Below are 22,298 nucleotides of genomic sequence, written 5' to 3'. Positions count from 1 at the left end.
ATGGTGTGAGCTGTAACACAGATTGCTGGATTGAGTTCAGCTATGCTCATCAAGTTATTGGGAGGGAAATGTGACTATAGATGCTGAAGTCCAAGCTTTGAGCCGCGTCCCTCTCTTTGAAGGACTGGAACCGAGTAAACTTCGTCTCCTCGCGTTCATTAGTGATCGCATGGAGTTTCAGGAAGGGGAACATTTGTGCCATCAGGGAGATGATGGCGACAGTGCATTTGTTGTCCTTTCTGGTGAAGTTGCTGTGTTTGTTGATGAAAATGAGGTTGCGCGGGTCGGACAATATGCCATCATTGGTGAAATTGCGATTTTGTGTGATGTACCAAGAACTGCCACTCTGCAGTCGGTTGGAACAACACATATCCTCGCAATATCTAAGGATGACTTTCTGAAACTCATCGCGGAGTTCCCGAAAGTCTCATTGGAAATCATGCGTGTGTTGGCGTTGCGATTGGAAAAGACGACCAGAGAACTAGCGCAGGCTCGGCCTGCGTCCACTTGAAAGGCCAGATTACTTGAACGAGTTTTCTCTTAAAATTTGGGGTGTTCGCGGTTCAACAGCTGCTGCTGGTCCCGAAACTCTTAGATACGGCGGAGAAACAACCTGCTTTGAAATACGGGCGGGGGACGTTCTGTTGATGGTCGACTGTGGGTCTGGTGCACGCAATCTGGGCAAGGAAATGATGAGAGGCCCACATCGCGACATCGACCTTCTCTTCACACATACTCATCTGGACCACATCTGTGGTCTGCCCTTCTTTGAGCCTGCCTACGATCCAAACTTCCGCATCCGGCTGACGGCAGGCCATTTCAGTGATCCCTGCGACCTGAAGGATATCATCTGCCGGATCATGTCCCCCCCTATTTTCCCGGTAGGAGCCAACACGTTATCTGCTGTTTCCTTTAAAAGTTTCAATGCAGGTGACACCCTGAAGAAAGACAATGGCCTGATAATCAAAACAGTTGCGCTAAACCATCCGGGCGGAGCCTGTGGCTACCGGATGGAGTACAATGGTAAGGCCATGTGCATCATCACAGATCACGAAATGGGGAGCGCTCATCACGACGCTGCTGTCCTAGATTTTATCCGTGATGCTGATGTTGTGATCCAGGATGGGATGTACACCTCAGCTGAATACCCTAAATATAAGGGTTGGGGACATTCCACATGGGAGCATGTGGTCGGAATATGCCAGCGCGCCAACGTGAAAACGCCCGTGATCTTTCATCACGATCCGCGGCGCACGGATGATGAACTGGACGAAATCGGTTTGGCCGCTCAACAGATGCATCCACGAGCTATCGTGGCCTCTGAGGGGATGGTCTTCAAACCATAAAGTTCACGCACCCGTCGCTCGCTGTTGATCTGATGAAATTGCGAGCAAACCAGCAACGCCAACGAAATGGTGTGACGGGAGGAAAGTGTGGCAGTTGGAAGTGGTCCAGAAAACTCCGATCCCTCAAAAAAACGCGGATCTGACAAAAAAACGAATGTGGACTTGAGCGAGAAATTCCACGGCATTTCCTACAAGAAAAAAGCTGAACCCTCCCTCTACCAGCAGATAAAACGCGGCGTCTTGGGACCCAAAGCCCCGGAAGGGGATCTCCCACTGCGTGTCCGCCGCGAAGTTGCCCGCCAGGAAGCAGCATCCGAGCGCCTCATTGGTATCGTCCAGCTTGGCGTTATCATCTTCTTTGCGATCCTCTATGCGCTTGCCCCTCGCGCAGAAGGCACAATGGGCTTCAACTTTGTCCCTATCGCCTTTTCCTGCTACTTGGTCTTTACCCTCATCCGAATTTACGTCTCCTTCAAAACCATTCTGCCGGTCTGGTATCTGGTCCTCTCTATTATGGCAGACGTGGCGCTTCTGGTTGGGCTGATTTTCTCCTTCCATATCCAGTATGCCCAGCACCCGACCTTCTACCTCAAGGCCCCAACCTTGATGTACCTGTTCCTCTTTATCGCCTTGAGAGCATTACGTTTTGACCCAAGATACGTGATCCTCACCGGTGTCTTCGGAGCGCTGGGGTGGCTCGGATTGGTGTTCTACGCCCTCACTTATCAAGGCGGTTCAACGCTCATAACCCGCAACTACATTGAGTATCTCACAGGCGAAGCTGTACTCATCGGAGCTGAGCTGGATAAGCTGATCATCATCCTCTCGGTGACGGCATTGCTCGCTCTGTCCATCTTCAGAGCCCGCCGAACCTTCTTTTCCGCAATTCGCCAGAAGAATGCGGTGAAAGATTTGAGCCGCTTCTTCACCCCGGAAGTGGCCAGTTCCATTGTGGAATCTGAAAGCAGACTCAAAGCTGGTACCGGTGAAATCAGAGATGTGGCCGTCTTGCTGGTCGATATCAGATCCTTCACCAAAACCGCTGCAAAGCTGCCTCCTGAAACCACCATGCGCGTGCTCAGCCTTTACCAAAAGAAGGCAGCCAAAGCGATTTTGGGTGAGGGAGGCAAGATCGATAAGTTCCTCGGTGACGGTATCCTCGCCACCTTTGGCGCCGTCTCGGATACAGAAACTTACGCAGCAGATGCGCTTCGTGCAGGTGTTGAGCTAGCCCACATTCTGGAAGAAGAAAGTGCTGATCTGGAAGCCGCAGGCTGGCCAATGAAGTTTGAAATCGGTGTTGGCGTGGCAGCAGGCCCGGTCAGTGTTGGTATTGTCGGGGTACGGGACCGTTTGGAGTTCACAGTGATTGGAGATGCCGTGAACCGCGCAGCGAAGTTGGAGGCTGCCAACAAAGTGCAAGGCACACGGTTCCTGACGGACGGAGCGACTTATTCCATGGCCCTACGACAAGGGTATAAGGGAAATATGCTAGATTTAAAGTCCGAGTGTGTTGCAGGAATCACCGGAAAAGTAGACCTTGTGGCTTTGGCATGAGAACGATTTTCTCATGCCGACCCGCATAACAGCATTTTGCAGCTTTCAAAGAATTTTGGCGGGAGCTTTGAAAGACGCGGGGCAAACAAAATGAATCGGGATGGGATTCCATGCAACTTAACAATGAAATTGCAGCCGTAGTAACTGGCGGCTCATCAGGTCTTGGCGCGGCAACCGCACGGAAATTGGCCAGCCACGGCGTGAAAGTAACTCTTTTTGACGTGAACGAAGAAGCTGGTAATGCACTTGCACAGGAAATCGGTGCTCAGTTTGTAAAAGTTGACGTCACCAGCGATGACAGCGTGAAAGCAGGTCTGGATGCAGCTGAAGCAGCGCACGGCCCAACGCGCATCCTCGTCAACTGCGCAGGTATCGCACCAGTTGCCAAAACCACGTCTCGTGGTGAACCGCACCCAATGGACATGTTCCAGACGGTCATCAACGTGAACCTGGTTGGCACGTTCCGCTGTACATCGTTTGCTGCAACACGCATGGCAAACCTTGACCCGCTCACAGAAGATGGTGAGCGCGGTGTGGTCATCTCCACCGCATCTGTCGCAGCGTTTGATGGTCAGATCGGTCAGGCAGCTTACGCCGCGTCCAAAGGCGGTATTGCAGCTCTGACACTGCCTGTTGCTCGTGACCTGTCCAAATCCGGCATCCGCGTAATGACCATTGCGCCGGGCATCTTTGAAACCCCAATGCTGCGCGGCCTTTCTCAGGAAGTGCAGGATTCTCTCGGTCAGCAGGTTCCATTCCCATCCCGTCTGGGTCGTGGTGATGAGTATGCACAGCTGGTTGAAGCTATCTGCACCAACCCAATGCTGAACGGCGAAACTATCCGTCTGGATGGCGCGATCCGCATGGCTCCGCGTTAAGTTTTTATGGCCTGGGAGCGCTCAGCTCTCAGGCCAGCTTTTGTCCTTGAAGACAAAACCTACCTATAAGGTCTAATCCTAAGGTCGACTAAGTGCTTAGGTACACGCTCGTGCAGTGATATCTTAGTCCTGCTAAGTTCGTCAGATTGTAATTACAGATCTGATTCCTCGAGACCTTCATGGCGACCTATACCAGCTCCACCCCGCAGCAGTTTTTTGGCAAGCTTCCTGAGCAGACGGATGTTCTGATCATTGGCGGCGGCGTTATCGGCACCTGTACAGCCTACTGGCTGGCGAAAAAGGGTGTGAACGTGACCCTCTGCGAAAAAGGCCGCGTTGCAGGCGAGCAGTCCAGCCGTAACTGGGGCTGGGTACGCCAACAGGGCAGGGATGCTGCTGAGCTTCCAATTTCCATGGAAAGCAATCGGCTCTGGCAGCAACTGATGAAGGAAACCGGTGAGGATCTCGGTTTCCGCCAGCACGGTGTCTACTATCTGGCTGAGAAAGAAGAAGAACTCAAAGGCTACGAGAGTTTTTTGGAACTCGCCAAACAGCACCAGCTCGATACGCGGTTGCTGAGCAAAGATGAAATCTACGCTGAAATTCCGGGCAAACCAGGTAAATGGATTGGCGGTATGGTCACCCCAAGTGATGGTCGTGCTGAACCTTGGGTCGCCGTACCTGCCATCGGGCGAGCTGCCGAGCGTAACGGCGCTGTTATCGTTGAGGACTGCGCAGTCAGAACACTGGAGTTTGAAGGTGGCAAGCTGACCGGTGCTGTGACGGAGAAGGGAACAATCAAAGCAGACCGAGTGTTGATTGCAGCAGGTGCATGGTCATCACTCTTCGCGCAAAACCTCGGCGTGTCCATGCCGCAGCTGTGCGTACGTGCAACTGTGGCAGCGACCAAAGCAGCGCCCGATCTCTTCAATGGCGATGCTGCAGACGGCACATTTGCATTCCGCAAAAGAGTAGATGGGGGCTATACCCTTGCAGTGAGTGACATCCATGATCACTACATCGGTAAGGATTCCTTCCGCCACCTCTTCAAATGGCTTCCTGCAATCAAAGCATCTTTCAAAGGCATCACCTTTGGCATGAACGCGCCGAAGAACTATCCGGATGCCTGGAGCCACAAACGCCGTTGGACAGGAGATGAAATCACGCCGTTCGAAACCTGCCGTGTCCTGAATCCCGATCCTAGTCCAAGAGCTTTGAAGCGTATTCAGGAGCGTCTGGTCGATCGCTTCCCGCAGCTTAAAGATCTGCAGCTGGAAGAAAGTTGGGCTGGAATGATTGATGCTATGCCAGACTTTGTCCCAATCATGGATGAAGTGCCTACGCAACAAGGTGTCTTTATCGCAACCGGATTCTCCGGCCATGGCTTTGGTATCGGACCTGCAGCAGGCCGCGTCATGGCGGATATGTTGATGGGTAAACCAGCAGGGTATGACCTGACCCGCTTCCGTTACTCCCGTTTCTCCGATGGCTCCAAGATTGAGCTCGGACCGTTTATCTAAGTTTCTTGAGTTAGTGACGTGATTTATTCAGAAAAGACACCGCAGCAGTTCCATGATGAGCAGCCGCAGGAAACAGACGTGCTTATCATCGGTGGAGGCATCATTGGTGTCTGCACTGCCTACTATCTCGCAAAGAAAGGCGTCAGTGTTACCCTCTGCGAAAAGGGCCGCGTAGCGGGTGAGCAGTCCAGCCGCAACTGGGGCTGGATCCGCCAGCAAGGCCGGGATGAGCCAGAAATTCCTCTTTCCATCGAAGCGCGCCGCCTCTGGGCAGAGCTGAGCAAAGAAACTGGCGAAGATCTTGGCTACAGCACAACGGGCGTCTACTACCTTGCTGAAAAGCATGAGGACCTGGAGAACTTCGAGAAGTTCGTCCAGCTAGGCAGGAAGTACGATCTCGACACCTGCATGATTTCAAGAGCACAGGTCCACGAAGACATCAAAGGCAAAGAAGGTCGCTGGATTGGTGGAATGCACACCGCCACTGATGGCCGGGCTGAACCCGGACAAGCGACACTGGGCATCGCCAAAGCCGCGCAACGCCTCGGAGCTGTCATCTGCGAAAACACAGCGGTCCGCACGCTGGTGAAGTCCGGGGGCAACGTTGTTGGTGCTGTAACAGAGCAAGGCGAGATCAAAGCAGGACAGGTGATATTGGCCGGTGGGGCGTGGTCCTCTCTGTTTGCAGCCAACGCAGGCATTAAGCTGCCACAGCTCTCTGTAGAGCTGACAGTGGCTGCAACCGAAGCGGTGCCGGATGTCTTCCCTGCCAATGCTTCTGACAACACCTTCGCCATGCGCCGCCGTCAGGATGGCGGTTACACGCTGGCTCTCAAGAACAACCAGACCCACCACATCGGCTTGGATTCCTTCCGCTTTCTGAAACAGTGGCTGCCAAACATGGCGGAGAACTTGAAGGGCACCAGCATCAAACCATGGTCACCGAAAAACTATCCGGACCACTGGATGCAAAAGCGCCGTTGGAACGGAGCTGATACAACACCATTTGAAGCCATGCGTGTCCTGAACTCCATGCCGGATCAAAAGGAACTCGCGGCGCTGACACATGCCCTCGCAGACCGGTTCCCGCAGCTCAAAGGAACCAAGCTCCAATCAGCTTGGGGCGGCCTGATTGACGCAATGCCCGACTTCCTGCCTGTGATTGATCAGGCACCTGCTCAGGAAAACCTGCACATTGTAACGGGCTTTTCTGGTCACGGATTTGGAATCGGTCCATCCATAGGGCGGCTTATGGCAGACGTGCTCACAGGAAAACTGGCGGGGCACGATCTCTCCAGTTTTGCCTTTAACCGCTTCTAAAACCAGGAAGACTTGAGGCGCCGGCAGACGACACCCGAGAAATGCTCAAGCGAACAGAAGGGGAGAGGCGTACCGGCGGGTACTCTTTTTCTCTTTAGTGGTGTAAGCTGAAGAAAAGTTGCCAAATTAGTCCGATAAAACTAACTATACCGCAACGCGTAGATAACATTTCGCCAGATTGGGGTTTTCAATGCCAAACTATCGTTCACGCACATCCACACACGGCCGCAACATGGCAGGCGCCAGAGGTCTGTGGCGTGCAACCGGTGTTAAGGAAGGTGACTTCGGCAAGCCGATTATTGCTGTCGTAAACTCCTTCACGCAGTTCGTGCCTGGCCACGTGCATTTGAAAGACCTCGGTCAGCTTGTCGCTCGTGAAATCGAACAGGCCGGCGGCATCGCAAAAGAGTTCAACACCATCGCTGTCGACGACGGCATCGCGATGGGCCACGACGGCATGCTCTATTCGCTGCCATCTCGTGAACTGATCGCCGACTCCGTAGAGTACATGGTCAACGCACACTGCGCTGATGCCATGGTCTGTATCTCCAACTGTGACAAGATCACCCCGGGCATGCTGATGGCGTCTTTGCGTCTCAACATCCCAACCGTGTTTGTGTCCGGTGGACCGATGGAAGCGGGCAAAGTAACGCTCGCAAACGGTGAAAAACGCAAAGTTGACCTTGTCGACGCAATGATCGCCGCAGCCGATGACAGTGTTTCTGACAGCGATGTTCAGAGCATCGAGCGCAGCGCATGCCCGACTTGTGGGTCCTGTTCAGGCATGTTCACCGCGAACTCCATGAACTGTCTGACCGAAGCTCTGGGTCTGTCCCTGCCGGGCAACGGATCTACGCTTGCAACACACGCAGACCGTAAACGTCTGTTCATCGAAGCAGGTCATCTGATCGTGGATCTGGCCAAGCGCTATTACGAACAGAACGACGAAAACGCTCTGCCGCGCAACATTGCAAACTTCAAAGCCTTTGAAAACGCAATGACAATGGACATCGCCATGGGTGGCTCCACCAACACCGTTCTGCACCTGCTGGCTGCTGCTCAGGAAGGTGAAATAGACTTCACCATGGACGACATCGATCGCTTGTCCCGCCAGGTGCCAGTCCTCTGTAAAGTCGCTCCTTCCGTTGAAAATGTTCATATGGAAGACGTCCACCGCGCAGGCGGTATCCTCGGCATTCTGGGTGAACTCGACCGCGCAGGCCTAATCGATACCTCCGTGAAGTCGGTTCACGCGAAAGATATGGCCGAAGCTCTGGAGCGCTGGGACATCAAACGCACCGACAGCGCTAGCGTGCGCGAATTCTTCTCCGCAGCGCCGGGCGGCGTTCCAACGCAGGTCGCGTTCTCTCAAAGCTCTCGCTATGAAGAAGGCGTTGATGATGATCGCGAAAACGGCGTCATCCGCTCCAAAGAGCACGCTTATTCTCAAGACGGCGGTCTGGCTGTTCTCTTCGGCAACCTTGCTGAAGACGGCTGTATCGTTAAAACCGCAGGCGTAGATGAGAGCATCCTCAAGTTCTCCGGTCCAGCCCGCATCTTTGAATCTCAAGATTCAGCTGTAAGCGCGATCCTGACCGGCAAGGTGAAAGAGGGTGACATCGTTCTCATTCGCTACGAAGGTCCACGCGGTGGTCCGGGCATGCAGGAAATGCTGTACCCAACCAGTTACCTCAAGTCCAAAGGCCTCGGCAAAGCGTGCGCGCTAGTTACCGATGGCCGCTTCTCTGGTGGTTCTTCTGGCCTGTCCATCGGCCACGTATCTCCGGAAGCGGCAGAAGGCGGCAACATCGGTCTGCTGGAAGAAGGCGATATGATCGATATCGACATTCCAAACCGCAAGATCGAAATGCGTGTTTCTGATGAAGAACTTGCATCTCGCCGTACAGCAATGGAAGCCAAAGGCAAAGACGCTTGGAAGCCAGCTGAAAAGCGTACCCGTAAGGTCTCTACCGCGCTGAAAGCATACGCTGCTATGACAACCAGCGCAGCAAAAGGCGCGGTCCGCAAGGTCGACTAAGCGTAAAGCAGATCTGAATTATCAAAGCCCCGTGGAGTTCTGCTCCACGGGGCTTTTTCTTTAAGCTCAAAATTCGAGCGCTTAGTTCGGAGCGTTCACGTACCGCAGGTAAGGCAGAACGGTTTTAACAGCACCAAACTTGCTCTCAGCATCCTCTGTAGTGACGGCTGGTGGTACGATGACATCCTCACCAACGGTCCAGTCAGCAGGTGTTGCAACGCCTTTGGCGGACATTTGAAGCCCATCCAAAGCGCGAAGGATTTCTGCGAAGTTACGGCCAACTGTCATCGGATAGGTCATCATCAGCTTGACCTGCTTGTCAGGCCCGATGATGAAAACAGAGCGTACAGTAGCTGAATCTGCAGGTGTACGACCATCGGGTAGAACGTACTCTGCAGGCAACATGTCAAAGGCCTTTGCCATCTCAAGCCCCGCATCCGCAACGATCGCGAAATCAGGTTTGCTGCCGCCAACGGCCTCAATGTCGACTTTCCACTTCTTGTGGTCCTCAACACCGTCAACGGAAACACCAAGAACCTTGGTATTTCGTTTGGCCCATTCGTCACCCAACTGGGCAACTGCGCCAAACTCCGTGGTGCAAACCGGGGTGAAGTCCTTGGGGTGAGAGAAAATGATCGCCCAGCTGTCACCGACCCAATCGTGCAGATTGATCTCTCCATGATCAGTAGGAACGGTCAAATTAGGGATCGTATCGTTTATGCGCAAAACCATGACTTGTCCTCTTCTGATATGGCATCTGGACTGAGATAAGACCGCAATATGCCTTTTTTCGGCCCGCCACTATCTTCCTTCAGATTAGTTTTCCGCGAAACAATAGAGGCAAACTACAAGAGCAGGCCATCATTGAGTTTTGGCAGAAGGCCTCCTAGTTTGACAACTTGCGGATGAAAATCTAAGGCAGTCTATGGCTTGCAAAGGCATTGGATAGGCTAAACCAATGAAATCGCCGCTCAACAGGAGATGAGAATGATCACGCCAGTGGTGAAAATGATCAAAGTGAACTGCACCCCGGAAAAGGCATTTGAGGTTTTCACTGGTGACTTTAGCAAATGGTGGCCGACCCAAACTCATTCAGTCACAGCAATGAGCGGCGGAGAGCTGCCAGATGTCTTCTGCGAGCAAAAAGAAGGCGGCAAACTCTATGAAATTGCCGGTGATGGTACACGTCATGATTGGGGCACCATCAAGCTCTTTCAACCACCTAAAGCGCTTTCAGTTCTATGGCACATCAACAATCCTGAGAGTATGGCAACCTGCGTTGACGTAACTTTTGAGAAGGATGGTGAGGGGACAAAAGTGGTCTTGAGCCACCATGACTGGGAGAAGCTCGGCGAAATCGGCTCGACAATGCGTGAAAGCTACAACAACGGCTGGGTGAGCGTGTTTGAACATCATTTCAAAGACGCGTGCAACGCAAGCGCTGAGTAATATGTAAAACCTCGCTGTCATCTCCAGCGAGGTTCTCTTTTAGTGACTATCCCCGCCAGCTCAACAATGCTTTTTCAGCTTTCCCGATCAACCAGCTCACGCAGAGCCCCAGAACGGAAAGCATAGCCACGCCGACGATCAGCTGGTCAGTCGCAAACAAAGATCCTGCCATCAGTACGTAGGCACCAATGCCATACTCGGCACCGATCATTTCTGCCGCCACCAACAGGATGATAGCGATGCTGGCAGAGATACGCGCGCCCGAGAGGATTGCGGGCAAGGCTCCCGGCAATATGATTTTCCTGACAATAGAAAGCCAGCTCATCCCAAAGGACTGCCCCATACGGATCAACCCACGCTCCACATTATCAACGCCGCCATAGGTCGCGATAACAGTGGGGAAGAAGGTGCCAAACAGGATCGTTGCGACCTTGGAACCCTCGCCAATGCCGAACCAGATGATGAAAAGCGGCAGCAAAGCGATCTTTGGAATGGGAAAGAAAGCTGATGTGAGCGGCAGCAAGCTGGCTCGTGCCAGTGAAAACAACCCAATCAGCAAACCAACCAGAATACCGAGCGCTGTTCCAATGCTCCACCCAAAAACCAGACGGTAAAGGCTGGTGCTCACATGCTTCCAAAGCAGTCCGGAGTGATAGAGATCCATAAACGCCTGAAAGGCTTCAGAAGGTGCTGGCAACACCAGATTGCTGATCAAGCCAGTGCGGGAACCAAACTCCCAGAACAGCACCAGCGCGAGAAACACGAAGGGCGCAACAAAGCGGATAGGCCGCGGTTTGAAGCCACCACCGCGAAACGGAACTTTTCTGCGATTTATCTGATCAGACATCAGCAAGCTCCCTGTCTGCTGCCAGAGCTTCTTCGCGCATCATGTGCCAGAGTTGCTGCTGAACATCTTCCAGCTCTGCTGCCCGCTCGCGCCGCTGTTCCAGTGGCATGCCAATCTGAACCACCTCACGCACCTTTCCGGGGCGGCGCGAGAGCACGATCACCTTGTGTCCGAGACGCACCGCTTCAGCCAGATTGTGGGTCACATAACAAGCCGAGAACTTCTCCCGCGCCCACAAATCAACCAGATCGTCCATCAGCAGTTCTCGTGTCTGGCTATCCAGAGCTGATAGCGGCTCGTCCATCAGTAAAAAAGCCGGGCGTACGGCAAGGGCTCGTGCAATGGCCACACGCTGCTTCATCCCGCCAGAGAGCTGGCGAGGAAGGGCATCATGAAACTCAGAAAGGTTGGTGCGTGCAAGCACATCGGTGATGATAGCTTCACACTCCTTCTTCGGCAGCTTGTGATCCTCAAGCACAAGAGAGATGTTGCCTGCCACAGTACGCCATGGCAGCAATGCGAAATCCTGAAAGATATAGGTGAGGGGATTGAGAGAGCCTTCAGGTACTTGCCCGGCAATGTAGGCAGCGCCTTGGCTCGGTTCTTCAAGCCCACCCATTAAGCGCAGCAGGGTCGATTTACCACAGCCCGAAGGACCAATGATCACGGCGATTTCACCGGGCTCAAAAGTCAGATTGATGTCTTGGAGCACCTCTACAGAACCGTAGGAATGCCTAAGATTTTCGATGGAAATTTGCATGTAATCCAACCGGATTATGGGGAAGGGGTATTGCCCGATAACGGCCAATACCCGTGTTGGATTAGAAGGTTTCGACGAACTTCGCGTCAACCAGCTTGTCGAGTGTTACGCCAGCTGGCACGAGCTTTTCGCTCTTGAACCAGTTGAGCTGATCTTCAACACTCGCCATGTTCAAGGCAGCACCTTCATTCAGACGCATCGCACCGTTGCGAATGGAAGGTGCAGCTTTCTCATATGGACGATCTGCATAAACGTACTTGTGAATAAGCTTCACCATGTCCTCTGCAGCAGCATCACCTGCGGATTTATCAACCAGAGCCGCATTGAAATCTGCCGCGCCCTTGGAGTAAGCGCCAAGGAAGGTTTTAACCAGCTCAGGATTGTTACTGGTGTTTTTCGTGGAGGTGAAAACTGTGGTCACCTGGTAGTTCGGCACATAGTCAGACACCTTACCGATCACTTCCACCTGAGGAGACTTTGCCAAGCCTTTGGCAATGTGCGGAACGATGGACCATGCATCGATCTGACCGCTCTTTAGCGCACCAATCACAGCCCCAACCTTCTGTAGAGGGCGGATTTTGATGTCTTTGCGGTCAAATCCTTCCTTGTCAGCAATCTTGTGCGCCATGTAGTGGAAGGAAGAACCGGCAGTGGTCACACCAAAGCTTTTGCCCTTCAGGTCTGCAGGTGTTTTCAGGCCAGCATCATACGCAGCTTTGGAAGCAAGGATCATCTGGCCATCAATGCCATCTTCTTCCTGCAGCGCCCCACCAATCACCTTCACAGCACCCTTGTCTGCAAGGCTGATCAGACCACCGGAAATTGCAGTAAGACCAAAATCAACGTCGCCAGATGCAATCGCAAGCGCCATTGGCTGCGCGGCCTGGAAGAACTTGAATTCCACGTCCAGACCGGCGTCTTTGAAGTAACCTTTTTCAAATGCAACAAAATTTGCGGCATGAGAAGTAAAGCGCAGGGCGCCAACGGTGATCTTCTCTTCTGCTGATGCTGTGGTCGCTAACGTTCCGGTCAGAACTGCTGCGCCCATCAAAACGCCGCTTAAAATACCGCGTACTTTCATCTCTATCCTCTTAAGTGAACGGTGAGAGAAAACTCTCGTCAATCAAAGCGTTTCCCGAAAAGTGGCAATCTGTCTTCGGGCAGTAACACGCAGGAATAAATCAAATGCAGCTGTCTGATCTTTATGAGAGACAACCGCGTCAACCAGTTCAATCGTGCATAGATTAATCATATAACGCAACCCGGCACACCTGAGACTTGCAATATTCTCAATCTGAATAGGTTCACACTCGCAACTCTGCGCATTTATATGCTGCAAATTCGAGAAGACTTAGCCAAAGATGCTTCTAGGTTTCTTTCCGATAAATCATCTGCACAAAACTCTAGTAAAAAGGCCAGAAGTGATTACTCATCTCCGGCCTCAGAATGAGTCCAATTGATGAACTCAATTTGATCTGCGATCAGCTTCAACCCTTTGTAAGAAGCTTGGTCATCACATTCTCGATGATCTGATGGCCACCATCCTGATCCAGAGACATGATGGATTCTGGGTGAAACTGAACAGCGCCAATAGGTTCACTCTTATGTTCGATCGCCATAATCACACCGTCTTTGGTCTCTGAAGTCACCTCAAAGCACTCCGGCAGCACATCACGCTTAGCAAACAGTGAGTGGTAACGGCCAACCGTCACAGGAGAACTCAGGCCATCAAACAGCACGGAGTTGTGCGTGAAGGAGACAAGAGATGGCTTGCCGTGGACCGGTACATCCAACTGATCCAGCTCACCACCAAACGCTTCTGTCAGCGCTTGAAGGCCAAGACACACACCAAAGATCGGCAGTTTACGAGCACGTGCCCGTTCAATGGTTGCCGTGCAATCAAAGTCCTTCGGTGAGCCCGGACCAGGGGAGAGAACCACCAGATCCGGATTAACCCGATCAAACACCTCATCCAGTACCGGACTACGATAGGTCACAACCTCAGCGCCAGTCTGACGGAAGTAGTTCGCAAGCGTATGAACGAAACTGTCTTCATGATCCACGAGCAGGATCTTTTTGCCCTTACCCGGCTTGGCTTTGACCACTTCCTCTTCAGATTTCAATGCAAGACCAGCTTCACGAACCGCAGCAATCATTGCTGATGCTTTCAGTTCGGTCTCGGCCTCTTCATCCTCAGGAATGCTATCGTAAAGCAGTGTTGCACCTGCGCGGATCTGAGCGATACCATCTTTGATGCGCACGGTGCGCAGGGTTAGACCGGTGTTCATATCACCGTTAAACAACACAGCACCGATGGCGCCCCCATACCAAGCACGTGGGCTCTTCTCATGATCCTCGATAAACTGCATAGCCCACCGTTTCGGCGCACCAGTCACGGTCACAGCCCATGTGTGGGAGAGGAAAGCATCCAGAGCATCCTTGCCATCAAGCAGGGTGCCTTCAATGTGGTCCACCGTATGGATCAGGCGGGAGTACATCTCGATCTGACGACGTCCGATAACACGAACGGACTCAGGCACACAGATACGGCTCTTATCGTTGCGATCCACGTCAGAGCACATGGTCAGCTCTGCTTCATCCTTGGTGGAGTTCAGCAGTTTGCGGATCTGCGCTTCATCCTCAATCGCATTTTTACCACGACGGATGGTGCCTGAAATCGGACAGGTCTCAACGCGGCGACCGCCGGTAACACGCACATACATTTCGGGTGATGCACCAACGAGGTACTCAGCATTGCCTAAGTTGATGAAGAACGAATAGGGGGATGGATTGATCTGCTGCAAACGTCGGGAAACAGCGGATGGAGGGTTGTTGCAAGGCTCGTAAAAGACCTGCCCCGGAACAGTCTCAAACAGATCACCGCGTTTGAAATAGTCAACCGCAGAACGCACCAGATCAGCGTACTCACCCGGCTCGTGATCACCACGGCGCGGTGTTTCAGTCGCTGGCTTATACGGAGTTTCCTCGCCATCACGCGGCAGACCATCCGTGGTCTTGGCGTTGAACTCAAAATCGTATTCCAGCACGTGAGCTTTGCGGCCATAGTGGTCAACGATCAGGATTTCATCCGGTAGAAACAGCACCATATCCCGCTGGTCATCAGGACGCTGCAGTTTTTGATTAATCGGCTCAAACTGGAAGGTCAGATCATAGCCAAACGCACCATAAAGGCCGAGCTGATCATCATCACAGGAAAATAGATCAACCAGCGTGCGAACAACTGAGAAGGTCGACGGTTGACGGGAACGTTCTTCCTCAGAAAAAGCACGGTCCGGTGTCTTTACGGTCAGATCGATACGGTACTCATCCGCAGAAAACTCTGTGATATCTTCATGGCCTTCCAGAGCACCAGTAACAGCTGGCATAAGCACGCAGCCACGTTCATTCAGGGCCTGAATGGTGATCTTGCGGTCATTGGACTCGATCAGCAGCGGCGGATTGGCCAGAGCCATATCCCAGCGCGTATAACGGCCCGGATATTCGTAGGATGAGGAGAGAACTGCACCGCGCTGGCGATCCAGTCTATCCATCCATTCGCTTGTACCAGCGGCATAATCAGCATTGCGGCTTTTGCGGCGGATGATAACGCCGCCTTTGCTCTTATAAGTCCGTTCTGCCGTGATCGGCATGGTCAATCCTCCGGGTCGTGCACACCAGTTTCCGATGTTTGCGAGGCGGTAGATACAACAAAGCCGCCTGCAGGGAATGCGGCGGCTTGGAAATTACAGGTCTTCAAGACATGCGTGATCAGCCACCGTCACCGGCGCCACCACCACAGCATGTTTTGAGCTTGCATAGTCATCATGCGATTTTCATAACCTAAGGAGCGAATAGGTGCAACTCCTGAAACAAAATTGCACCCACCAATAAGCAAAAGGCCACTTCAACCCATTGTGAAGTGGCCTCGTTTAGTCGCTACGAACAAGCGTGTTTGATCAGGCGATCAAGGAAGGCGTTGCATTTGTCGAGCTCGGATTTCTTGATGAACTCGTCTGGTTTGTGAGCCTGCTCAATGCTGCCCGGGCCGCAAACGACGGTAGGGATATCGAGGATGTTCTGGATGAGGCCAGCTTCTGTTCCATAAGCGACTTTGGCGTGATCATTGCGACCTGCCAGCTTCTTCGCCAAAACAGTCACGTCTGCTTCAACCTCAGTATCTAATCCCGGGATCTCTGAGAATGGAATGAACTCGATGTTGGCCTCAGGATAGACTTTGCGCATTTCCGGCAGTAACTCTTCGAAGGCGTAGCGCTCAACTTCGCCCATGCAAGCCTTGGTGCTCTCAGAAGGCAACATGCGGAACTCAAAGATCACTTCACAATGCTCTGGCACGATGTTGAGAGCAGTACCGCCTTTGATGACGCCTGTATGGGCCGTGGAGAAGGGCAGGTCATAAAGCGCGTCGCTTGGGCCGGCAGCTAATTTACGTGCTATCTCTTCCAGCTTTGTCACTAGGCGGGCGCCGTAGTGAACCGCATTCACGCCGTGAGGGGCAAGGGAAGAGTGACAGGAAAGGCCAGTAAATACTGCGCGGTAAGATGACTTGGATTTGTGCGCAACAACCACCTGCATTTCAGTTGGCTCACCAACAAAGCAAGCCTCAGCCTTGAAGTCATCACCGGCCAGCTTGTGCAGAATAGGCTGCACACCGATACACCCAACTTCCTCATCATAAGAGAACATTAGATGGAATGGCTTCTTCAGCGGTGCTTTTAGCATGTCCGGCACTTTAGCCAGAGAGCACGCAACAAAGCCCTTCATGTCACAGGAGCCGCGGCCATAAAGTAGACCCTCCTGCTCACGAAGAATGAATGGGTCAGTGGTCCAGTCCTGACCTGCGACCGGCACAACGTCTGTATGGCCTGAAAGAACGTAGCCATCCGTTCCATCACCACCGATCGTCGCAAATAAGCTTGCTTTCTCGCCAGTCTCATCTGGCAGAGTGAAAGAAGAGACCCCCAGATCAGACAGATACTCTTCGATCCACTTGATCAGGGGGAGATTTGTTTTTGCGCTGACCGTGTCAAAGCTAACCAGCTTTGCAAGGACTTCTTGGCTTGTCATTGTCATGGAAATTTCTTTCGGGAAATCAGAATCGTGAGAACCGACTATAGAAAGAGAAATCCATAAGGAAAAGTACGTTTACGAGCTTTCGTTGACCTGCCCTTGCGTTGTTTCGCCTTTACCCCACAGCCAGGCGGCTCCGCGAACACCAGAACTATCGCCGTGTTTGGCCTTGCGGATATCAAAATCATAACCGTCGGAGAAAATGTAAGGACGCATAGCTGCAGGAAGGTCCTTGTAGATCTCTTCTACGTTGGACATGCCACCAGCCAGCACAAAGCAATCTGGATCCAGTATGTTGGCAGCCATCGCCAAGGCGCGGCCCAATCGGCTCACATAACGCTGAAAAGTGCCCATAGCAGCTTCATCACCAGAGCGCATCAACTCAATGATCTCAAGGCCTTTTAAGGCTTTGCCCGTGGCATTTTCATAGTCCCACTGAAAGCCTGTGCCGGAGCAGAGTAAATCGATAGTACCATGGTGTCCGGTCCAGTTCAGTGGTCCCGGAAACTCACTTTCCTGCATCCATGGAACGGTCACGTTGCCCCATTCGCCGCCAATACCGTTGGCTCCTTTATGCGGGCGGCCATTGATGGCAATGCCAGATCCGCAGCCAGTGCCGATGATCACGCCATGGACAACTCCGCAGCCCGCACCCGCGCCATCGATGGCTTCAGACACTGCCATACAGTTGGCATCGTTTTGAATGCGCACTTCACGGCCAAGAGCATCACGTAAATCTTTGTCGAGCGGCTTGCCATTCATCCATGTTGAGTTGGCGTTCTTGACCAATCCTGTGCTTGGAGAGATGGAGCCCGGAATCCCGATACCGACGGTGCCGGTCTCTCCGGTAGCCGCTTCAACATCCGCAACAAGTCCAACAACAGCCTCTACGCAGCCTTGGTAATCATTCTTGGGTGTTGGAACACGCTTGCGAAACAGTTCTGCACCTTCGTTAGAAAGTGCCAGCGCTTCAATTTTGGTGCCACCCCAGTCAAGTCCAATTCGCATGTTCCAATCATTCCCCCGTTACATGCATATGAGGCCATGGCCTCTGCATTTATTGTTGTTCTCTGGTTTAGTCGCGTCGCTGGGGCATTTCAAATGCGCCCGCGTCGTCCCCATCCAGAGCATCCAGTTGTTTGCCGTAGCATTTAAATTTTCGCAGTATCTCTTTCATCTCGGTTGGAGAAAGAGGCGCAGGTTCTCCCAGAACCAGTGCAGAAAGATATTGATCAGCCAGTGCTTCCACTTCACCAGCGAGCCCAAATGCCTTGTTTAATGAAGGGCCATAAGCGATCTGTCCGTGATGAGCCAGCAAACAGGCTCGGCGATCTTCCAAAGCTGCAATCATCGCATCTGACAGTGCTTTAGTGCCAAAGGTGGCATAGTCCGCACATTTGATTTCATCTCCACCTGCCACAGCGACCATGTAATGAAACGCGGGTATGCCCCGGTTGTGGGTTGAAAGTGCAGTCGCACGCGGTGAATGGCTATGCACCACTGCCTTCGCAGCTTCATAAGTGCGGTAGATATCCAAATGCATGCGCCATTCGGAAGAGGGCAAATAATCTCCGTAATAGCCACCTTCCAGATCCATGAAGACGATCTTCTCCACCTCCAGGTCCTCATAGGGAAGACCAGAAGGAGTTATCAGCATACCGTTGTTGTACCGTGCGCTGACATTGCCAGAGGTGCCATGTGTCAAACCAGTGCTTTGCAAAGCACGTGCCGTCTCAATGATTTCTCGGCGAAGCTGGTTTTCAGCAATTGTCATTACACCTCTCCAGTGTGCTGCGGCCAAAACGTGAGCAAGGCTAGTGGCAACGGTTCGTCTTAGGCAATAGCGCTCAATGCGTATCCTTGTTCTCTTCTTCTCGACGCCTGCGCAAGGCCTCATTTAGGTCAGGTGCAGCAGAAACAAGGATACGTGTATACGGATGCTTTGGGTTGGAGAAGACCTCTCCGGTTGGTCCTTCCTCAACGATCCGGCCAGCATTCATCACAATCACGCGGTCTGTAATAGCTTGTACAACAGATAGATCGTGCGAGATGAACAGGTAAGCCATCCCCAGACGATCTCGCAGATCAGCAAACAGATCGAGGATCTGCGCGCGGATTGAAACATCCAGCGCTGAGACCGGTTCATCAGCCACAATCAGGCTTGGATTGGTCACCAACGCACGCGCAATAGCAATACGTTGTCGTTGCCCCCCTGAAAACTCATGAGGATATTTGTTTGCATCAGCTGAAGTAAGACCAACGCTCTCCAATACTTCGTGGACCCGTTTCCGGCGCTGTGCGCGAGACAGCTCCTTACGCATCAAATGCAATGGCTCGCCCACTGTGCGTTCAACGGTATGTCGTGGGTCAAAGCTGCCGTACGGATCCTGAAACACGGCCTGAATCCCAAGCTGAAGATCTTGCCGGTCTTTGCGAGAAACAGAATAGGGGTCTTGTCCCAGAAACTGAATGTGCCCGCCATCAGGTGGCGTGAGGCCTAATATAGTGCGGGCCAATGTGGACTTGCCACACCCACTCTCGCCCACCAGCCCCATACTCTGACGGGGCGCCACATGGAAGGACACATGCTGAACTGCACGGTGCCATTGCCGACGCGTGAAGAAGCTGGCGCGCGGAAGTGGATATTCGCGCAGCACATTACTCACCTTCAACAGCGGTTGTGTCACCTCATCGACTGGCTCTTGCCGCGGAACTGGTACATGGTTTGAAGCTTCAAACAGTTTCTTAGAATATGGGTGAGTGAGATTGTCGAACAGCTCGCAAGTTGGGCCGCGTTCAACAATCACACCATCCTTCATGATCGCCACATTGTCCGCCATATCCGCAACAACAGCCAGATCATGTGAAATGAGCAGCATTGCCATCTGCTCTTTCTTCACGATGTCCTTGAGCAATGTCAGGATCTGTGCCTGAACGGTCACGTCCAGTGCAGTTGTCGGCTCATCGGCAATAAGAACTTTTGGTTTGCAGGCAATCGCAATAGCGATGACCACACGCTGGCGCTGACCACCAGAGAGCTGGTGCGGAAAGCGATCTATCAGTCCGTATTCAAGGCCAAGGCCAACACGTTCCAGAACGTCAACGGTCTGCTCCATCGCTTCTTTGCGGGAAAGACCAAGGTGCCAGCGCAATCCTTCTGACACTTGCTCACCAATAGTGCGCGTCGGATTAAGAGCTGTCAGAGGTTCCTGAAACACCATGGAGATGTCTTTGCCGCGAATGTGGGTCATCTCAGCATCACTGGCGCACGTGAGGTTCTTGCCCTCAAACATCAGCTCACCGATCTGATTAGCACCTTCTGGTAGCAGCTGCATTGCCGAAAGCGCACTCATGGACTTGCCTGAGCCACTTTCTCCTACAAGGCCAAGAATTTTGCCTTGCTCAAGTGAGAAGCTCACATTGCGCAGGATCGCCTTGTCGCCAATGGAAACGCAAAGGTCCGTCGCGGAAAAGACAGAAGTCATGCCACTCTCCTCCGCATTTTGGGATCCAGCAGATCGCGTAGGCCATCACCCAGCAGGTTGAAGCCAAGCACAGAGAAGATAATTGCAAAGCCCGGATAAAGCGCCAGTTGTGGTGCAAACGCGACCATGGTCTGCGCCTCATAAAGCATGCGACCCCAACTTGCCATCGGCGGCTGCGTGCCCAGACCAAGGTAAGAAAGCCCGGCTTCCGACAAAATTGCTAGCGACAGCTGAATGGTCGCCTGCACAATCAGCAGATTAGCGATATTCGGAATAACGTGCTCCAGCGTGATCAAGAACGAGTTCTTGCCAGAAAGCCGGGCAGCAAGTAAAAACTCACGGCCTGAAAGGGATAGAGCACCACCTCTGGCCACACGTGCGAACACCGGAATATTGAAGATGCCAATCGCGATCACAGCGTTGATCGTACCTGGTCCAAAAATAGAGGTGATCAGCACGGCGGAGAGCAGGGAAGGGAACGCAAAGATCAGGTCATTGGTGCGCATCACCAGTTCTTCCAGCAAACCTTTGCGTGCTGCTGCAAGCAGTCCCAGCGGAACACCGATCAGCATGCCAATACCAACGGCAATCAACGCCACAATGATGGAAGTGCGCGCACCCACCATCAGCATCGAAAAGATATCGCGGCCATACTGATCTGTTCCGAACCAGAACTCAGAGCCCATTGGTTTCAAGCGGTTGGCAACGTTCAGAACATCGATTGCATAAGGCGTCCAGAAGATGGAGAGCACACCAGCTATCAATATAACGATGGCAAGGAAGGCACCAATCAAGAAGGAGCGGCTATGCAGGGCCTTCCTCCAGATGGAGATTTCATCATAGGTAGCAAGCGACGGGTAGCTTGGAAGTTCCTGATTCATACTCGTCGCCTCAATCTTGGATCAATGGCTGCATAGGCGATGTCGACGAGAAACGTCACGAAGATGGTCAGAGCAACAAGCAGCATCACGCTGCTTTTTACGACAATGAGATCGCGCTGAGTGATGCCTTGGAAAATCAGACGTCCAAGTCCTGGCAGGTAGAACAGGTTCTCAATGATAACAGTACCCGCAATCAGGAAGGAGAACTGAAGGCCAAGAATGGTCAGCACCGGAATAAGGGCATTTCGCACACCATGGTGCCAAAGCGTGGCTTTGTTGGAAAGACCTTTAGCGCGTGCGGTGCGGATATAGTCCTCATGCAGTACATCCAGCAGAGCAGAACGCATCACACGGGCCAGAATGCTGGCCTGCGGCAAGGCCAAAGCCACAACAGGCAGGATCAGCGCTTGTAATGAGCCAAAGAAGCTCACCTCCCAACCGGGGAAGCCGCCCGATGGCAACACACGAAGCACAATCGCGAATACGTAAACTAAAAGAATAGCGATCCAGAAGTTCGGGATCGCAATACCAATCTGCGCGACAGACATGATGCCCGTATCAATGACCTTGCCATGATACCGTGCTGAATAAACGCCGATTGGGATTGCGATGATTGTAGAAAGGATCAGAGCGCCGGTGGCCAGCGGAAGGCTGATCTGAATACGCTCACCGATGAGTTCTGCAACTGGAACGGAATAGGTATAGCTGATCCCAAAATCGCCCTGCAGCATGCCGAACAACCAGTTGACATAACGGGTAGAGACAGGTGCGTTCAGACCCAGTTCGGCACGCAGCGCTGCCAGCGTGTCGGGCTGTGCGTTCAGCCCAAGCATCACTTCTGCCGGATCACCGGGAATAACCTCAAGCACAACGAAGATTACGAGGCTTGCGGCCAATAGAGTTGTCAGTAAGCCTATGAGGCGAAGGAACGCGAACCAGAGCATTCGACAAATCCGCAAAACCAATCAAACTTGCGTCGCACAAGCAAATTGTACAATGAGAGAAAAGGGTTACCCCTAGAGTAACTATCGGTTTGAAATCGCTTAAACCAATTGGTCTGGAATAGCAATTGAGAAGGGCCGCGATTACGGTTGCAGCCGCAGCCCTGTGCAAATATCTACGTGTATTT

At 52.6% G+C, this 22,298-nt stretch carries 19 protein-coding genes; 8 read left to right on the top strand and 11 right to left on the bottom strand.

Annotated elements, in window-relative coordinates; translation table 11 throughout:
- Positions 1-70: 70 nt before the first annotated feature.
- From PJE062_RS12600 to ilvD, 7 genes are all read left to right on the top strand, one after another.
- The gene (locus PJE062_RS12600) at positions 71-511 is read left to right on the top strand and encodes a Crp/Fnr family transcriptional regulator (RefSeq protein ID WP_208982292.1); all 441 of its coding nucleotides are present in this window, start codon (positions 71-73) and stop codon (positions 509-511) included.
- Positions 512-524: 13 nt separating this feature from the next.
- Entirely contained in the window at positions 525-1,346 is an 822-nt protein-coding gene (locus tag PJE062_RS12595; RefSeq protein WP_008550062.1) for an MBL fold metallo-hydrolase, read from the top strand.
- 87 nt (positions 1,347-1,433) lie between these two features.
- Positions 1,434-2,903 carry an adenylate/guanylate cyclase domain-containing protein gene (locus tag PJE062_RS12590; RefSeq protein WP_008549859.1) on the top strand — a complete coding sequence of 490 codons (1,470 nt, stop codon included), beginning with the start codon at positions 1,434-1,436 and terminating at the stop codon, positions 2,901-2,903.
- 110 nt (positions 2,904-3,013) lie between these two features.
- The gene (locus tag PJE062_RS12585; RefSeq protein ID WP_008549579.1) at positions 3,014-3,781 is read left to right on the top strand and encodes an SDR family NAD(P)-dependent oxidoreductase; all 768 of its coding nucleotides are present in this window, start codon (positions 3,014-3,016) and stop codon (positions 3,779-3,781) included.
- Between the two features lie 179 nt (positions 3,782-3,960).
- On the top strand, positions 3,961-5,301 hold the full coding sequence (locus tag PJE062_RS12580) for an FAD-binding oxidoreductase (RefSeq protein WP_008549793.1): 1,341 nt from the start codon (positions 3,961-3,963) through the stop codon (positions 5,299-5,301).
- 18 nt (positions 5,302-5,319) lie between these two features.
- Positions 5,320-6,621 (top strand): FAD-binding oxidoreductase, encoded by a 1,302-nt coding sequence (locus tag PJE062_RS12575; protein WP_008549928.1) that lies wholly within the window; start codon positions 5,320-5,322, stop codon positions 6,619-6,621.
- 190 nt (positions 6,622-6,811) lie between these two features.
- The gene (ilvD, locus tag PJE062_RS12570) at positions 6,812-8,659 is read left to right on the top strand and encodes a dihydroxy-acid dehydratase (RefSeq protein ID WP_008549549.1); all 1,848 of its coding nucleotides are present in this window, start codon (positions 6,812-6,814) and stop codon (positions 8,657-8,659) included.
- An 81-nt stretch (positions 8,660-8,740) separates the two neighbouring features.
- Here ilvD and PJE062_RS12565 read toward each other — a convergent pair whose 3' ends face one another.
- On the bottom strand, positions 8,741-9,391 hold the full coding sequence (locus tag PJE062_RS12565) for a peroxiredoxin (protein WP_008550095.1): 651 nt from the start codon (positions 9,389-9,391) through the stop codon (positions 8,741-8,743).
- A gap of 255 nt (positions 9,392-9,646) precedes the next feature.
- On the opposite strand from PJE062_RS12565, the gene PJE062_RS12560 reads away from it, so the two are divergent.
- Positions 9,647-10,108 carry an SRPBCC family protein gene (locus PJE062_RS12560; protein WP_008549778.1) on the top strand — a complete coding sequence of 154 codons (462 nt, stop codon included), beginning with the start codon at positions 9,647-9,649 and terminating at the stop codon, positions 10,106-10,108.
- Between the two features lie 46 nt (positions 10,109-10,154).
- Here PJE062_RS12560 and PJE062_RS12555 read toward each other — a convergent pair whose 3' ends face one another.
- From PJE062_RS12555 to PJE062_RS12510, 10 genes are all read right to left on the bottom strand, one after another.
- Positions 10,155-10,955, bottom strand: a complete 801-nt coding sequence (locus tag PJE062_RS12555) for an ABC transporter permease (RefSeq protein ID WP_008549522.1) — start codon at positions 10,953-10,955, stop codon at positions 10,155-10,157.
- Positions 10,948-11,715 (bottom strand): ABC transporter ATP-binding protein, encoded by a 768-nt coding sequence (locus PJE062_RS12550; RefSeq protein ID WP_008549506.1) that lies wholly within the window; start codon positions 11,713-11,715, stop codon positions 10,948-10,950. The genes PJE062_RS12555 and PJE062_RS12550 overlap by 8 nt, the downstream gene beginning before the upstream one ends.
- Positions 11,716-11,776: 61 nt before the next feature.
- Entirely contained in the window at positions 11,777-12,796 is a 1,020-nt protein-coding gene (locus PJE062_RS12545; protein WP_008549979.1) for an ABC transporter substrate-binding protein, read from the bottom strand.
- Positions 12,797-13,202: 406 nt separating this feature from the next.
- On the bottom strand, positions 13,203-15,365 hold the full coding sequence (locus PJE062_RS12540; protein WP_008550056.1) for an anthranilate synthase: 2,163 nt from the start codon (positions 15,363-15,365) through the stop codon (positions 13,203-13,205).
- 286 nt (positions 15,366-15,651) lie between these two features.
- Entirely contained in the window at positions 15,652-16,806 is a 1,155-nt protein-coding gene (gene argE, locus PJE062_RS12535; protein WP_008550055.1) for an acetylornithine deacetylase, read from the bottom strand.
- 72 nt (positions 16,807-16,878) lie between these two features.
- Positions 16,879-17,811 carry an ROK family protein gene (locus PJE062_RS12530; RefSeq protein WP_008549602.1) on the bottom strand — a complete coding sequence of 311 codons (933 nt, stop codon included), beginning with the start codon at positions 17,809-17,811 and terminating at the stop codon, positions 16,879-16,881.
- A 67-nt stretch (positions 17,812-17,878) separates the two neighbouring features.
- Positions 17,879-18,577: a class II aldolase/adducin family protein gene (locus PJE062_RS12525; protein WP_008550040.1), complete on the bottom strand. Its 699-nt coding sequence runs from the start codon at positions 18,575-18,577 to the stop codon at positions 17,879-17,881.
- A 73-nt stretch (positions 18,578-18,650) separates the two neighbouring features.
- The gene (locus tag PJE062_RS12520; RefSeq protein WP_008549949.1) at positions 18,651-20,288 is read right to left on the bottom strand and encodes an ABC transporter ATP-binding protein; all 1,638 of its coding nucleotides are present in this window, start codon (positions 20,286-20,288) and stop codon (positions 18,651-18,653) included.
- Entirely contained in the window at positions 20,285-21,169 is an 885-nt protein-coding gene (locus PJE062_RS12515) for an ABC transporter permease (RefSeq protein WP_008549753.1), read from the bottom strand. The genes PJE062_RS12520 and PJE062_RS12515 overlap by 4 nt, the downstream gene beginning before the upstream one ends.
- Entirely contained in the window at positions 21,166-22,113 is a 948-nt protein-coding gene (locus tag PJE062_RS12510; protein WP_008550042.1) for an ABC transporter permease, read from the bottom strand. Before PJE062_RS12510 ends, PJE062_RS12515 begins: the two co-directional genes overlap by 4 nt.
- Positions 22,114-22,298 lie beyond the last annotated feature (185 nt).

The sequence above is a fragment of the Pseudovibrio sp. JE062 genome (genome assembly GCF_000156235.1).
Taxonomy (GTDB): Bacteria; Pseudomonadota; Alphaproteobacteria; order Rhizobiales; family Stappiaceae; genus Pseudovibrio.
The sequence above is the reverse complement of the archived record's forward strand: the minus strand, read 5'-3'. Positions and strand labels throughout refer to the sequence as shown.

What these genes read in the sequence shown, in the direction of transcription:
- PJE062_RS12585 (WP_008549579.1), top strand. Translation starts at nt 3,014, where the DNA reads ATGCAACTTAACAATGAAATTGCAGCCGTAGTAACTGGCGGCTCATCA.
- PJE062_RS12580 (WP_008549793.1), top strand. Translation starts at nt 3,961, where the DNA reads ATGGCGACCTATACCAGCTCCACCCCGCAGCAGTTTTTTGGCAAGCTT.
- ilvD (WP_008549549.1), top strand. Translation starts at nt 6,812, where the DNA reads ATGCCAAACTATCGTTCACGCACATCCACACACGGCCGCAACATGGCA.
- PJE062_RS12565 (WP_008550095.1), bottom strand. Translation starts at nt 9,391, where the DNA reads ATGGTTTTGCGCATAAACGATACGATCCCTAATTTGACCGTTCCTACT.
- PJE062_RS12560 (WP_008549778.1), top strand. Translation starts at nt 9,647, where the DNA reads ATGATCACGCCAGTGGTGAAAATGATCAAAGTGAACTGCACCCCGGAA.
- PJE062_RS12555 (WP_008549522.1), bottom strand. Translation starts at nt 10,955, where the DNA reads ATGTCTGATCAGATAAATCGCAGAAAAGTTCCGTTTCGCGGTGGTGGC.
- PJE062_RS12550 (WP_008549506.1), bottom strand. Translation starts at nt 11,715, where the DNA reads ATGCAAATTTCCATCGAAAATCTTAGGCATTCCTACGGTTCTGTAGAG.
- PJE062_RS12545 (WP_008549979.1), bottom strand. Translation starts at nt 12,796, where the DNA reads ATGAAAGTACGCGGTATTTTAAGCGGCGTTTTGATGGGCGCAGCAGTT.
- PJE062_RS12540 (WP_008550056.1), bottom strand. Translation starts at nt 15,365, where the DNA reads ATGCCGATCACGGCAGAACGGACTTATAAGAGCAAAGGCGGCGTTATC.
- argE (WP_008550055.1), bottom strand. Translation starts at nt 16,806, where the DNA reads ATGACAATGACAAGCCAAGAAGTCCTTGCAAAGCTGGTTAGCTTTGAC.
- PJE062_RS12530 (WP_008549602.1), bottom strand. Translation starts at nt 17,811, where the DNA reads ATGCGAATTGGACTTGACTGGGGTGGCACCAAAATTGAAGCGCTGGCA.
- PJE062_RS12525 (WP_008550040.1), bottom strand. Translation starts at nt 18,577, where the DNA reads ATGACAATTGCTGAAAACCAGCTTCGCCGAGAAATCATTGAGACGGCA.
- PJE062_RS12520 (WP_008549949.1), bottom strand. Translation starts at nt 20,288, where the DNA reads ATGACTTCTGTCTTTTCCGCGACGGACCTTTGCGTTTCCATTGGCGAC.
- PJE062_RS12515 (WP_008549753.1), bottom strand. Translation starts at nt 21,169, where the DNA reads ATGAATCAGGAACTTCCAAGCTACCCGTCGCTTGCTACCTATGATGAA.
- PJE062_RS12510 (WP_008550042.1), bottom strand. Translation starts at nt 22,113, where the DNA reads ATGCTCTGGTTCGCGTTCCTTCGCCTCATAGGCTTACTGACAACTCTA.